The sequence below is a fragment of the Paenirhizobium selenitireducens ATCC BAA-1503 genome (assembly GCF_000518785.1).
GTDB lineage: Bacteria > Pseudomonadota > Alphaproteobacteria > Rhizobiales > Rhizobiaceae > Allorhizobium > Allorhizobium selenitireducens.
In genome coordinates, this window is record NZ_JAEG01000001.1 from 442,897 (window position 1) to 455,693 (window position 12,797).

Sequence of the window (12,797 nt, forward strand, 5' to 3'; positions counted from 1 at the left end):
GCGGCCTGTCCGGCGGCGGCCAAGCTCTCTACCATGATTGGCCGCCGCATTCCAAATATAGGCGAGTAGATTTAGCGGTCCGACGCCACCTTTAGCAAGGGCGTTGCGATGTCGAGACCGAAGCCCTGCATCAGGCGACGGGTGGAAAAATCGGGATTGCCCGAGGTGAAGACGGCAAAGTCGAAGCCCTCGGGGTGTTCCGCCCCCTCGATCAGCGGCACCAGCCGGCGGGCCTGGCGCGCGATCGCCTCGGCCGGATCGAGCCAGTCGACCGGCCAGGGGGCGAGGCGACGAAACACGTTGGCGAGGAACGGATAGTGGGTGCAGGCGAGCACAACGATGTCGGTGTGCGCGCCGTCCTTCTCGACGAAACAGGGGGCGATTTCCGCCAGCACCGCCTCGTCCGACACCGGCTCGCCGCGAATATAGGCTTCCGCCATCCTCGCCAGGTTTTCCGAGCCCACCAGCCGGACATGGCAGCGGGCCGCAAAAGACTGGATGAGGTCGCGGGTATAGGCGCGCTTGACCGTGCCGGGCGTGGCAAGCACCGAGACGAGCCCGGAACGGGTGCGCTCGGCCGCCGGCTTGATCGCCGGGACCGTGCCGATGAAGCGCATGTCGGGAAAGGCTTGGCGAAGATCGGTGCCGGCAAGCGTAAAGGCGGTGTTGCAGGCGACGATCACCGCTTCTGGCTCATAGGTCGCGAGCAGGTCGGCAAACAGATCGAGGATACGCTGTCGAAGCGGCGCTTCCTCCCAGCCGCCATAGGGAAAGCCGGCATCGTCGGCGACGTAGATGAAGCCGCGCTCCGGCATCAGGACGCGCGCCTCGCGCAGCACGGTCAGCCCGCCGATGCCGCTGTCGAACACCAGCACCGGCTTCAGTTCATTCCCCGTCTGCGCCATCGTCCGCCCCGTCCAAGTCCTGCCAAGGTCCCGCCTTGCCGCGCGGGCTCTTGCGGCTGTAGCGATCGAATGTGGCGAAAACGCCGCGCATGATGCTGATCTCCTGCTCGGAATAGGCGCGGCGCGTCAGCACGGCGCGCAGATTGTCGATCATCTTCGGCTTCTTGGCCGCAGGCCGGAAATAGCCGCGCGCATCGAGCGCCTCCTCGACGGATTCGATCATGCCGAACAGCTGTTCCTTGGTCGCCGGCTTCTGCTCGAGCGGCTGGAACGAGGTCTCCGCCAGATCGTCGAGGCCGCCCTTCATCCACTCATAGGACATCAGCAGCACCGCCTGCGCGATGTTGAGCGAGGCAAAGGCCGGGTTGACCGGAAAGGTGACGATCTCGTCGGCCAGCGCCACCTCCTCGTTGGTGAGCCCCCAGCGCTCGCGCCCGAACATGATGCCGGTCGCCTCGCCCGCCTTGAACTTCGCCCGCAGGGTCGCAGCCGCCACCACCGGCGCACGGACCGGCTTGAAGCCGTAGCGTTCGCGCGCGGTCGTGGCATAGACGAAATTGAGGTCGGCCAACGCCTCCTCAAGCGTATCGAAGACGCGGGTTCCGTCGATCACATGGTCGGCCTTGGAGGCTGCAGACCGCGCCTTCTCGCTCGGCCAGCCGTCGCGCGGATTGACCAGGCGCAGTTCCGACAGGCCGAAATTGGCCATGGCGCGCGCCACCATGCCGATGTTCTCGCCGAGTTGCGGCTCGACAAGAATGATCGCCGGCCCCTCGGCCAGAAGTTCGCGTTCGGAATTGGTGCCTGACATATTAAGCCTCGAGAAGGATTTCCGGGCTCCATTCGCACAAAAACGGCCGAACGCAAAGGGCGCGGGCGATTAGTCCTGGCCCTTGAACCCCTTCAGCATGTGGTCGATGTCGCTCCGGACCAGATCGGCGTATCGGGCCTTGACCGATGTCTCAAGCCGCCCGTCCTGGTAGTCGGCGTTCCAGAAGTTGTCGATGACGTAGCGTCCGTCCTCCTGGATGACGTGGAAGCGCAGGGCGGGTTCCTTCATGTCGGGCTTCTGGCCCCAGCAGGACGAAACGTCGAAATAGACGTCTACCGGCACCAGATCGCCCGTCGGCTTGCCGGTCACAATCCTGAGATCCTTCATCTCGCAGGGGTCCTGGCTGACAACCACTTCGTCCTGCCCCGTCATGAAGCCCTGCATATCGAGCAGTTCGTCCCCGAGCGCCGCCATGCGGTAGATCTGCGCGAAGCTCCGGCTGTAGATCGATGTCAGCAGGATCTCGTCGAAATAGTCGCTGGCCGCGCTGTTGCCCTCGATGCCGTCGGCGACCTTCATCAGGGCCACCACGGGATCCTGCGGTTCGCCCGCCTGGGCAGCACCTGCGACAAGCGAAGTTGCGAGCAGAAGCACACGAAATATCATGGGGCCACCTCCAGCAGCGGACATTCGACTTATCTCATGATGGTCTGGCGACGCGTGAAGCGCGCCGAGCCATCGTCATTGCGCCAGGGCATCGAGCTCGGCGCGCAGCGGTGTCCGGTCCACGAACCGGATGTCATCGACCACGTAACGCCTTTCGCCGACCTCGTCGTCTTCCTGCACCAGCCGGTAGACGACCTCCGTGACCTCGTCCTTGCCCGCATATTCGCCGTCATAACACCAGCTGCGCTTGAAGCCGACCTTCACCTCGGTGATGTCGTTGTGCGTCTCCGGTTTGCCATAGGTCACGTCCTTCGGCACGCAGCCATCCTGGCCGCCGAACACGGGGTCATGGTCCAGAAGCATGGTGTCGCGGCCCTTCTTGTGGGCCAACAGCGCCTTCGCATAGGCATCGACGAAACCGTCGCTGAAATAGTTGAGCAGCATGCCGGCGGAGAAATAGTCGTCGTACACGGCCTTGCCGTCCGGTTCGACGCCGGCATTGTACCTGGCCATGTCCATCAGGACCTGGACCGGCTCGATGGGCTCGTTGGCAAGCGCGGGGCCGCAGGCAAACATCGAAATCGCCCAGGCGACCGCCAGTTTCCGCATCGCCATCATGGAATCGTCCTCGGGTTCACGTTCGGGGCCGTCGCCTCACTGGGCGGCGATCTTCTTCAGCTCGTCCTTGATCGACTCGCCCGAATTGCCGTCGACGACCGGATAGACGTCATCGATCACCGAACGCCCGCCCTCCTCCTGAACGTGGAAGATCAGCACCGTGTCCTTGAGGTATTCAGGATCGTCGCCGAAGCATTTGCGGTTGTTGAACAGCGCTGTCACCTGGCCGTCGCCGTCATTCTCGATGCGAATGTTCTCGAAGGGGCAGCCGTCCTGTCCGCCGGCGATCGGATCGTAGTCGAAGGGGGAGCCCGTGGTTTCGCCCTCCGGCGGATCATAAGCCGGATGCTTGGATGCCTCCTTGTAGGCGGCAACAAAATCGGCGCTGAACAGGCGAACGAGGCGTTTGGCGTCGAATACGTCCTCAGGCGCCGCGTCCTCGCCCCTCCAGTTGCCGGCCGTGACGTCGATCACTTCCCTGACCGGGGCGGTGACGTCGGCGGCAAGCGCGGCGCCCGCCGCGAGGCAAAGCGAGACGGCGGCGGCGACGAGAGACTTCATGGCGCAGGTCCTGCAAAACGAGGGAAACGGATCGGCGGCAATCTAGCGGAGCGCGGGCAAACCGCAAGAGCGGCAAAAGGCCGGCAATGCGGCCAAAGTTGGTATGATTTTGTGAACGAAAAGGCGCTACAGCGAGGGCTCTGCGCTTTCAGTTCCCGATCCGGAATGCTATAGCCCAGCCAGACTGACAATAGGGACCCTCGTCCCTCCCCCTAGCTGCGAGGATACTCATGGAAAAGATCAAGGTTGCAAACCCCGTCGTCGATCTCGACGGCGATGAGATGACGCGCATCATCTGGCATTTCATCAAGGAAAAGCTGATCCTGCCCTATCTTGATCTGCAGATCGAATATTACGACCTCTCGGTCGAGAACCGCGACGCCACCAACGACCAAGTGACGATCGATTCCGCCAACGCCATCAAGAAGCATGGCGTCGGCATCAAGTGTGCCACGATCACCCCGGACGAGCAGCGCGTCAAGGAATTCAACCTCAAGGAAATGTGGAAGAGCCCGAACGGCACGATCCGCAACATCCTCGGCGGCGTCATTTTCCGCGAGCCGATCATCTGCAAGAACGTTCCGCGTCTGGTTCCCGGCTGGACCAAGCCGATCGTGGTCGGCCGTCACGCCTTTGGCGACCAGTACAAGGCGACCGACTTCAAGTTCCCCGGCAAGGGCACGCTGACCATCAAGTTCGTCGGCGAAGACGGCGAAGTGATCGAGAAGGAAGTCTACAAGGCCCCCGGCGCCGGCGTTGCCATGGCCATGTACAACCTCGACGAGTCGATCCGCGATTTCGCCCGCGCCTCGATGATGTACGGCCTGATGCGCAAGTGGCCGGTCTACCTGTCGACCAAGAACACCATCCTCAAGGCCTATGACGGCCGCTTCAAGGACATCTTCGAAGAAGTCTACCAGAACGAGTTCAAGGCTCAGTTCGACGAAGCCGGCATCATCTACGAACACCGCCTGATCGACGACATGGTTGCATCCGCCCTCAAGTGGTCCGGCGGCTATGTCTGGGCCTGCAAGAACTATGACGGCGACGTGCAGTCCGATACGGTCGCCCAGGGTTTTGGCTCGCTCGGCCTGATGACCTCGGTCCTCTTGACCCCGGACGGCAAGACGGTCGAAGCCGAAGCCGCCCACGGCACGGTTACCCGTCACTACCGCCAGCACCAGAAGGGCCAGGAGACCTCGACCAACTCGATCGCCTCGATCTTCGCCTGGACCCGTGGCCTCGCGCACCGCGCCAAGCTCGACGACAATGCCGAGCTCGCCCGCTTCGCCACCACGCTGGAAAAGGTCTGCATCGACACCGTCGAAAGCGGCTTCATGACCAAGGATCTGGCACTGCTGATCGGCCCCGACCAGCCGTGGCTGTCGACCACCGCCTTCCTCGACAAGGTCGACGAAAACCTGCAGAAGGCCATGGCCGCCTGAGCCATACGCTCGGAGCCGTCGCTTTAGATGATCACGGAAACCCGGCCTCGTGCCGGGTTTTCTTTTTTGCGCCTGACCGTCTTGCGAAGCCCGGAGAAGGCTGTTAACAATTGGAACATAAAGGGAACATTGCATCAAGGAGTGAAGGAATGACCGATCTGACGCTCTATACCAATCCCATGTCGCGCGGGCGGATCGCCCGCTGGATGGTCGAGGAGACCGGCCAGCCCTATGACACGGTGATCGTTCCGTTCGGCCCGGCGATGAAGTCGGCCGATTACCGGGCGGTGAACCCCATGGGCAAGGTGCCGGCGGTGCGACACGGCGACGTCGTCGTCACCGAATGCGCGGCGATCTGCGCCTATCTGGCCGACACCTTTCCCGAGGTGAAACTCGCACCGCCCAACGCGCTGCGCGGCAGTTATTATCGCTGGCTGTTCTTCGCCGCGGGCCCGCTGGAGGCGGCGGTCAGCAATCGCAGCCTTGGCTTCGAGGTTCCCGACGAACGACGCCGCATGATCGGCTATGGCAGTTTTCAGGACGTGATGGATACGCTCGAGATCGCCGTCTCGACCAACCCTTTCGTCGCCGGGCAGGCCTTCACCGCGGCCGACGTCTATGTCGGCTCGCATATCGCCTGGGGTCTGCAGTTCGGCTCGATCGAAAAGCGGCCCGCCTTCGTCGACTACCTCGCCCGGGTCAGCGATCGTCCCGCCTTTCAGCGCGCCAAGGAGAAAGATGATCAGGCGGCAGCCGCGATGCAGCCGTAGGCTCAACCAACGGGTCTCACCGCCGCGGATCGGGGGTGAAGGACGCAAGGATCGAAAGAGCGGATATGATCGATAGTCTGGATCATCGAGCCGACCCGGAAGGCGCAGGGAAGCGTTTTGCCGCAATCGAGACTCAGGATATGAAAGGGACGCGTTCAAGACTGTATCTGCTCCAACACCGCTGAGCGATCGGCCCTCATGAATCAGGACTTCACGCCAAAAGTCGTCAGCGTCTTCCAGGAAGGCTATTCCCTGGCCCGCCTGAAATCGGACGCGCTGGCCGGGCTCACCGTGGCGATCGTCGCCCTGCCGCTGTCGATGGCGATTGCCATCGCCTCCGGCGTCACGCCCGACCGCGGGCTGTACACCGCGATCGTCGGCGGCTTCCTCGTTTCCCTGCTCGGCGGCAGCCGGCACCAGATCGGCGGGCCGGCCGGCGCCTTCATCGTGCTGGTCGCCACGACGGTCGCCACCCATGGCGTCGAGGGCCTGATCGTCGCGACGATGATGGCCGGCGTCTTCCTCATGCTGGCCGGCGCGCTGAAGCTCGGCGACTACGTGAAGTTCATCCCCTATCCGGTCACCGTCGGGTTCACCGCCGGCATCGCGGTGATCATCTTCGCCAGCCAGATCAGCGAATTGCTGGGCCTGAGGCTCGCGGTCAAGGAACCCGGCGCGCTGGTCGACAAACTGCCGGTGCTCGTCGACGCCCTGCCGACCCTCAACCCGTCCGCCGCGGCGATCGCCGCCCTGACGGCTGCAACCATCCTCGTGCTGCGACGGTTTCGACCAACCTGGCCCGGCATGCTGATTGCCGTCTGCCTTGCTTCCGCCGTGACCGCATTCCTGCATCTCGACATATCGACGATCGGCACCCGCTTCGGCGGCATTCCACGCAGCCTGCCCTTGCCGCAGCTGCCGGAATTCTCAGCCACCCTCATGCGGGCCGTGCTGCCCGATGCCATCGCCTTCGCCCTGCTCGGCGCCATCGAATCCCTGTTGTCGGCGGTCGTTGCCGACGGCATGACTGGCCGGCGCCACCGCTCGAATGTCGAGCTGATCGGCCAGGGGGTCGCCAATATCGGCTCAGCCCTGTTCGGCGGCATGTGCGTGACGGGCACCATCGCCCGCACCGCCACCAATATCCGCGCCGGTGCGACCAGCCCGGTCGCCGGCATGCTGCATGCGCTGGTGCTGCTGCTGTTCATGGCGATCGCCGCGCCGCTGGCAAGCTACATCCCGTTGTCGGCGCTTGCCGGCGTTCTCGCCATCGTGTCGTGGAACATGATCGAGCGCCCGGCCTTCGTCGCGCTGATCAAGACCTCGCGCGGCGACGCCGTCGTGCTGCTGGTGACCTTCCTGCTGGTGGTGTTCCGCGACCTCACCGAGGGCATCATCGTCGGCTTCACCCTCGGCGCGCTGCTGTTCATCGACCGCATGGGCAAGAGCGTCACGGTCGCCCCGCATGACGACGAGCCGGAACGGCCGCTGGAAAATACCGACAGCAACACGGTGGTCTATCGGCTCGGCGGCGCCTTCTTTTTCGGCGCGGCGGCAACCGTCGGATCGGTGCTCGACCGCATCGCCGACCGGTATCACCACTTCGTGCTGGACTGCTCGGCCCTGTCCTTCATGGATTCGACCGCCGCCAACGTGATCGCCGGCACGGTCCGCAAGGCGCGGCGCGCCGGCGTCTCGGTCTATATCGCCGGCGCCGGTCCCGAGCTGCAACGCCTGCTCGAAACCCACGAGGTGGACGGAACGAACGTGACCTATGTGCGAAGCGTGGAAGATGCCCGCAAGCTGATCGCAGCGCGACCGGCCTAGCCGATGTGGCAGGCACATTCGCCTGCCGACCAAGAAAAAGGGCCGGCGCACAGCGCCGACCCGAAAATCCTTGAACGATTGCACAAACGACGGGAGCGCAGCGCCTCCCCGAGCGCCTGCGCTCAGCCGGCGAGCGCCGCGACCACGGCCTCGATCGCCGCGTCGGCCTTGTCGCCGTCCGGGCCACCGGCCTGAGCCATGTCGGGACGGCCGCCGCCGCCCTTGCCGCCCAGCGCCGCCGAGGCAACACGCACCAGATCGACCGCGCTCGCCTTGCCCACCAGATCGGCGGTCACCGCGACAACGGCGCTGGCCTTGCCGTCTTCCGAAACACCGATCAGCGCGACCACGCCGGAACCGAGCGAAGCCTTGCCGTCGTCGGCCAGTGCCTTCAGGTCCTTCGGGTCGACGCCGTTCAGCACCATGCCGATAAAGCGGATGCCGTTGATCTCGCGCACGGCGTCCTCGGCCGCAGCCTGGCCCCCGCCCATGGCGAGCTTGCGCTTGGCGTCCGCCAGTTCGCGTTCCAGCTTGCGGCGTTCGTCGATCAGCGTTTCAACGCGCGACACGACGTCGGCCGGCTGGACCTTGAGCGTCGAGGCAAGCTGCTTCACCCGCTCGTCCTGGTCTGCGAGGTAGGCGCGGGCCGACTCGCCCGTCAGCGCCTCGATGCGGCGCACGCCGGCACCGACGGCACTCTCGCCGAGAATGCGCACCAGACCGATATCACCGGTCGCGCCGACATGGGTGCCGCCGCAGAGCTCGACGGAATAGGGCTTGCCGGCCTTCGGGCCTTCGATCGCCGTGCCCATCGAGACGACGCGCACTTCGTCGCCATATTTTTCGCCGAACAAAGCCATCGCCCCTTCGGCGATCGCATCGTCGACGCTCATCAGGCGGGTGGTAACCGGCGAATTCTGCACGATGATGGCGTTCGCCATCTCCTCGACGACCTTCAGCTCTTCCGCCGACATCGGCTTCGGATGGGAAACGTCGAAACGCAGGCGTTCCGGCGCGACCAGCGAACCCTTCTGGGCGACGTGGGTGCCAAGCACCTCGCGCAGCGCCTCGTGGATCAGGTGGGTGGCCGAATGGTTGGCGCGCAGCCGCGAGCGGCGGTCGTGATCGACGGTCAGTGCGACCGCATCGCCGACACGGATCGTGCCCTCGGAGACCGTGGCGACATGGACGAACAGCCCCTCGCCCTTCTTCTGCGTATCGCTGACGACGACGGTCGCGCCATCGGCGGTGATCAGACCGGCATCGCCCATCTGGCCGCCGGATTCGCCGTAGAACGGCGTCTGGTTGACGACGACCTGGACGTTGTCGCCCTTGGCCGCGCTGTCGACCGCAATCCCGTCGCGCACGATTGCCTGGACCTGGCCCTCGGCGGTCTCGGCGCTGTAACCGAGAAATTCGGTGGCGCCGTGCTTTTCCTTGAGCTCGAACCAGACGGTCTCGGTCGCCTTGTCGCCCGAACCGGTCCAGTGGGCGCGCGCCTCGGCCTTCTGCCGCTGCATCGCATCGTTGAAACCGGTGAGGTCGACGCCGATGCCGCGGGCGCGCAGCGCGTCCTGCGTCAGATCGAGCGGGAAGCCATAGGTGTCGTAGAGCTTGAAGACGGTCTCGCCATCGAGGCTGTCGCCCTTGTGCAGGTTGACGGTCGCGTCCGACAGCAGCGAAAGGCCGCGCTCCAGCGTCTTGCGGAAACGGGTTTCCTCCAGCTTCAGCGTCTCGGCGATCAGCGCCTCGGCACGCACCAGCTCGGGATAGGCGCGGCCCATCTGCTGCACCAGAACCGGCAGCAGCTTGTAGATGACCGGCTCGCGCGCGCCGAGCAGTTCGGCATGGCGCATGGCGCGGCGCATGATCCGGCGCAGCACGTAGCCGCGGCCCTCGTTCGACGGCAGCACGCCATCGGCGATCAGGAAGGCCGAGGAACGCAGATGGTCGGCGATGACGCGGTGGCTGGCGCGGCGCTCGCCTTCGGCCGAAACGCCGGTCAGGTCGACCGAGGCCTCGATCAGCGCGCGGAAAAGGTCGATGTCGTAATTGTCGTGATGGCCCTGCAGGACGGCAGCGACGCGCTCGAGGCCCATGCCGGTGTCGATCGACGGACGCGGCAGGCTGACGCGCTCTTCCTTCGTCACCTGCTCATACTGCATGAAGACGAGGTTCCAGATCTCGATGAAGCGGTCGCCATCCTCTTCCGGCGAGCCCGGAGGGCCGCCCCAGATATGGTCGCCATGGTCGTAGAAGATCTCCGAGCACGGACCGCACGGACCGGTATCGCCCATGGCCCAGAAGTTGTCGCTGGTCGGAATGCGGATGATGCGGTCGTCGGTCAGGCCGGCGATCTTCTTCCACAGGTCGAAGGCCTCGTCGTCGGTGTGATAGACGGTGACCAGCAGCCGCTTGCGGTCGAGGCCGAATTCCTTGGTGATCAGGTTCCAGGCAAGCTCGATCGCCCGTTCCTTGAAATAATCGCCGAAGGAGAAATTGCCGAGCATTTCGAAGAAGGTGTGGTGACGCGCGGTGTAGCCGACATTGTCGAGGTCGTTGTGCTTGCCGCCGGCGCGCACGCATTTCTGCGCCGTTGCCGCCGTGGAATAAGGACGGTGCTCGAGCCCGGTAAAGACGTTCTTGAACTGCACCATGCCGGCATTGGTGAACATCAGCGTCGGATCATTGCGCGGCACCAGCGGGCTCGACGACACGATCTCGTGGCCGTTCGCCTTGTAGTAATCGAGAAAAGTCGACCGGATGTCGTTCACGCCGCTCATGTCATGCCCTTCATTCTGGCCGGAAACCAGCCAATCCGCGAAAATCAATGGCTTTTATCGCCCGCCATCCCCCCTGTCCAGCCGCCGAACGCAAAACCGGCCACACCTCTTTCGATATGTGGCCGGTCTTTGATCTGAAAAATGACAGAGCGCAGCAATTATGCGTCGCCGGCATCGCCCTCTTCGCTGTCCGGACCGCCGTTCTGCAGGAACTTTTCGGCAATCAGCCCGGCATTCTGCCGCAGCGCCATTTCGATTTCCTGTGCGAGCGCCGGGTTGTCGCGCAGGAACAGTTTGGCGTTCTCGCGGCCCTGGCCAAGTCGCTGGCTGTTGTAGGAGAACCAGGCGCCCGACTTTTCGACGATGCCGGCCTTGACGCCGAGGTCGACGAGCTCGCCGGTCTTGGATACGCCTTCGCCATACATGATGTCGAACTCGACCTGCTTGAAGGGCGGCGCCATCTTGTTCTTGACCACCTTGACGCGGGTCTGGTTGCCGACCACCTCTTCGCGGTCCTTGACCGCGCCGATGCGGCGGATGTCGAGACGGACCGAAGCGTAGAACTTCAGCGCATTGCCGCCGGTGGTGGTTTCCGGAGAACCGAACATCACACCGATCTTCATGCGGATCTGGTTGATGAAAATGACCATGGTGTGCGACTTCGAAATCGAAGCGGTCAGCTTGCGCAGCGCCTGGCTCATCAACCGGGCCTGGAGACCCGGCAGGCTGTCGCCCATCTCGCCCTCGATTTCGGCGCGCGGAGTGAGTGCGGCAACCGAGTCGATGACCAGAACGTCGATCGCGCCGGAGCGCACCAGCGTGTCGGTGATCTCGAGCGCCTGCTCGCCGGTGTCCGGCTGCGAGATCAAAAGATTCTGCAGATCGACGCCGAGCTTGCGGGCATAGACCGGATCAAGCGCGTGTTCGGCGTCGACGAAGGCGCAGATGCCGCCCTTCTTCTGCGCTTCGGCGATCGTCTGCAGCGCAAGCGTCGTCTTGCCCGAGCTTTCCGGGCCGTAAATTTCAATGATTCGCCCCTTCGGCAAGCCGCCGATGCCGAGCGCAATATCGAGGCTGAGCGAACCGGTCGAGACCGTCTCGATTTCGACCACGCTCTCGTTTGCCCCGAGCTTCATGATCGAGCCCTTGCCGAACGACCGTTCGATCTGCGAGAGCGCCGCTTCCAATGCCTTGCTTTTGTCCACCGATTTGTCCTCTACGAGCCGCAAAGAATTTTGTGCCATCTGGTCCACCTTTAGGTTATTGAAGCCGCATAGGCAATGAAGCAGCCGAAGGCCAAGATGTACACGTTTTGTTCCAATCTGGCAATACCCTGCCAAACTATTGGTTTTCTGCCGTATTCCGGCGTGCGTTCGCTTTTTGTCCGGATTGTCCGGATCCCCGCTGACATCAGCGCCAGACCGTCTTTTTCCACCGGCATTCGCAGCGTCGATTCGCAGCCTCCGGCCCACCCGAGGGATTACCGATGAGCCTCGACATCCTTGTGCTGGGCGGCGCCCATATCGACCGGCGCGGCCGCCTGGACGGTCCCACCCGCATGGGTGCCAGCAATCCCGGACGGTGGCTTGAGGAGCCCGGCGGCGGCGCCTTCAACGCCGCCTGCAACCTGGCCCGCCTCGAACGCCGGGTCCGCCTGGTCGCCCCGCGCGGCGGCGACGCCTATGGCGAACGGGTGGCGGCGGCGGCGGAACAGGCCGGCATAGAGGATTGTCCGGTTGTCTTTCTCGACCGCGCCACGCCGAGTTATACGGCGATCCTCGAAGCCGACGGCAACCTGATCGTCGCGCTCGCCGACATGGCCCTCTACGACCTGTTCTCGGCCCGACGCCTGAAGAGCCGGTCGATGCGGAACAGCCTGGCGCTGGCGCCCCGCCTGCTGTGCGATGCAAACCTTCCCGGCGAGACGATCCTGGCCCTGGCAACCAGCGCCAACCGGCTCGGCAAGCCGATTGCGGTGATCGCCATTTCTCCGGCCAAGGCGACACGGCTCAAGGCCTGCCTGCCGCTTCTCGACCACGTCTTCATGAACGCCGCCGAGGCCGAAATCCTGGCCGGCGGCCGCGCCGACGATCCGTCCGACTGGCCGGCCATGCTGCGACGGGCCGGCCTGCGCGCTGGCACAGTCACCATGGGCGCCGGCGCGACCGTTGCGTTCGACGATACATGTATCGCCCTGCTCGCCCCGCCGCATCTCGATCAATTCTCCGACGTGACGGGCGCTGGCGACGCCTTTGCCGCCGGCTACCTTTCGGCCAGCATGGCCGGGGAACCGATCGCTGAAGCGCTGCGCCATGGCACGGCCTGCGCCGCGATCACCCTGCTTTCGCCGCATGCCACGGCGCAAAACCTCACGCCCGATCTCCTAAAGTCGGGGCTGGCCCTTGTGCCGGCGGCCGCTATCCTGTCATGACACCTGCACGAGAATCCCG

Annotated in this window: 11 protein-coding genes; 4 read left to right on the forward strand and 7 right to left on the reverse strand. The window is 64.3% G+C overall.

Going from position 1 to position 12,797, the window contains the following annotated elements; genetic code table 11:
• Positions 1-71: 71 nt before the first annotated feature.
• The 5 genes from murI to L867_RS0102220 all read right to left on the reverse strand — a co-directional run bounded on the left by murI (position 72) and on the right by L867_RS0102220 (position 3,522).
• Complete coding sequence (murI, locus tag L867_RS0102200; RefSeq protein ID WP_028735366.1) at positions 72-905, reverse strand: glutamate racemase; 834 nt, start codon at positions 903-905, stop codon at positions 72-74.
• Entirely contained in the window at positions 886-1,716 is an 831-nt protein-coding gene (locus tag L867_RS0102205; RefSeq protein ID WP_028735367.1) for an RNA methyltransferase, read from the reverse strand. The genes murI and L867_RS0102205 overlap by 20 nt, the downstream gene beginning before the upstream one ends.
• Before the next feature lie 69 nt (positions 1,717-1,785).
• Complete coding sequence (locus L867_RS0102210) at positions 1,786-2,343, reverse strand: hypothetical protein (protein ID WP_028735368.1); 558 nt, start codon at positions 2,341-2,343, stop codon at positions 1,786-1,788.
• Between the two features lie 75 nt (positions 2,344-2,418).
• Positions 2,419-2,961 carry a hypothetical protein gene (locus tag L867_RS0102215; RefSeq protein WP_028735369.1) on the reverse strand — a complete coding sequence of 181 codons (543 nt, stop codon included), beginning with the start codon at positions 2,959-2,961 and terminating at the stop codon, positions 2,419-2,421.
• 36 nt (positions 2,962-2,997) lie between these two features.
• On the reverse strand, positions 2,998-3,522 hold the full coding sequence (locus tag L867_RS0102220; protein ID WP_028735370.1) for a hypothetical protein: 525 nt from the start codon (positions 3,520-3,522) through the stop codon (positions 2,998-3,000).
• 230 nt (positions 3,523-3,752) lie between these two features.
• Between L867_RS0102220 and L867_RS0102225 the strand changes: the two genes are divergently transcribed.
• From L867_RS0102225 to L867_RS24350, 3 genes are all read left to right on the forward strand, one after another.
• The gene (locus L867_RS0102225; protein WP_028735371.1) at positions 3,753-4,967 is read left to right on the forward strand and encodes an NADP-dependent isocitrate dehydrogenase; all 1,215 of its coding nucleotides are present in this window, start codon (positions 3,753-3,755) and stop codon (positions 4,965-4,967) included.
• 149 nt (positions 4,968-5,116) lie between these two features.
• Complete coding sequence (locus L867_RS0102230; RefSeq protein ID WP_028735372.1) at positions 5,117-5,737, forward strand: glutathione S-transferase family protein; 621 nt, start codon at positions 5,117-5,119, stop codon at positions 5,735-5,737.
• A 198-nt stretch (positions 5,738-5,935) separates the two neighbouring features.
• Positions 5,936-7,564: a SulP family inorganic anion transporter gene (locus L867_RS24350; RefSeq protein ID WP_037172330.1), complete on the forward strand. Its 1,629-nt coding sequence runs from the start codon at positions 5,936-5,938 to the stop codon at positions 7,562-7,564.
• 122 nt (positions 7,565-7,686) lie between these two features.
• Here the strand turns inward: L867_RS24350 and alaS are convergent, their stop codons facing one another.
• Both alaS and recA read right to left on the reverse strand, forming a co-directional pair.
• Entirely contained in the window at positions 7,687-10,347 is a 2,661-nt protein-coding gene (alaS, locus tag L867_RS0102240; protein ID WP_028735373.1) for an alanine--tRNA ligase, read from the reverse strand.
• Between the two features lie 158 nt (positions 10,348-10,505).
• Positions 10,506-11,591: a recombinase RecA gene (recA, locus tag L867_RS0102245; RefSeq protein ID WP_028735374.1), complete on the reverse strand. Its 1,086-nt coding sequence runs from the start codon at positions 11,589-11,591 to the stop codon at positions 10,506-10,508.
• A gap of 242 nt (positions 11,592-11,833) precedes the next feature.
• Between recA and L867_RS0102250 the strand changes: the two genes are divergently transcribed.
• On the forward strand, positions 11,834-12,778 hold the full coding sequence (locus L867_RS0102250) for a carbohydrate kinase family protein (protein WP_028735375.1): 945 nt from the start codon (positions 11,834-11,836) through the stop codon (positions 12,776-12,778).
• Positions 12,779-12,797 lie beyond the last annotated feature (19 nt).

What these genes read in the sequence shown, in the direction of transcription:
- L867_RS24350 (WP_037172330.1), top strand. Translation starts at nt 5,936, where the DNA reads ATGAATCAGGACTTCACGCCAAAAGTCGTCAGCGTCTTCCAGGAAGGC.
- L867_RS0102215 (WP_028735369.1), bottom strand. Translation starts at nt 2,961, where the DNA reads ATGATGGCGATGCGGAAACTGGCGGTCGCCTGGGCGATTTCGATGTTT.
- L867_RS0102225 (WP_028735371.1), top strand. Translation starts at nt 3,753, where the DNA reads ATGGAAAAGATCAAGGTTGCAAACCCCGTCGTCGATCTCGACGGCGAT.
- murI (WP_028735366.1), bottom strand. Translation starts at nt 905, where the DNA reads ATGGCGCAGACGGGGAATGAACTGAAGCCGGTGCTGGTGTTCGACAGC.
- L867_RS0102210 (WP_028735368.1), bottom strand. Translation starts at nt 2,343, where the DNA reads ATGATATTTCGTGTGCTTCTGCTCGCAACTTCGCTTGTCGCAGGTGCT.
- L867_RS0102230 (WP_028735372.1), top strand. Translation starts at nt 5,117, where the DNA reads ATGACCGATCTGACGCTCTATACCAATCCCATGTCGCGCGGGCGGATC.
- L867_RS0102205 (WP_028735367.1), bottom strand. Translation starts at nt 1,716, where the DNA reads ATGTCAGGCACCAATTCCGAACGCGAACTTCTGGCCGAGGGGCCGGCG.
- L867_RS0102220 (WP_028735370.1), bottom strand. Translation starts at nt 3,522, where the DNA reads ATGAAGTCTCTCGTCGCCGCCGCCGTCTCGCTTTGCCTCGCGGCGGGC.
- recA (WP_028735374.1), bottom strand. Translation starts at nt 11,591, where the DNA reads ATGGCACAAAATTCTTTGCGGCTCGTAGAGGACAAATCGGTGGACAAA.
- alaS (WP_028735373.1), bottom strand. Translation starts at nt 10,347, where the DNA reads ATGAGCGGCGTGAACGACATCCGGTCGACTTTTCTCGATTACTACAAG.
- L867_RS0102250 (WP_028735375.1), top strand. Translation starts at nt 11,834, where the DNA reads ATGAGCCTCGACATCCTTGTGCTGGGCGGCGCCCATATCGACCGGCGC.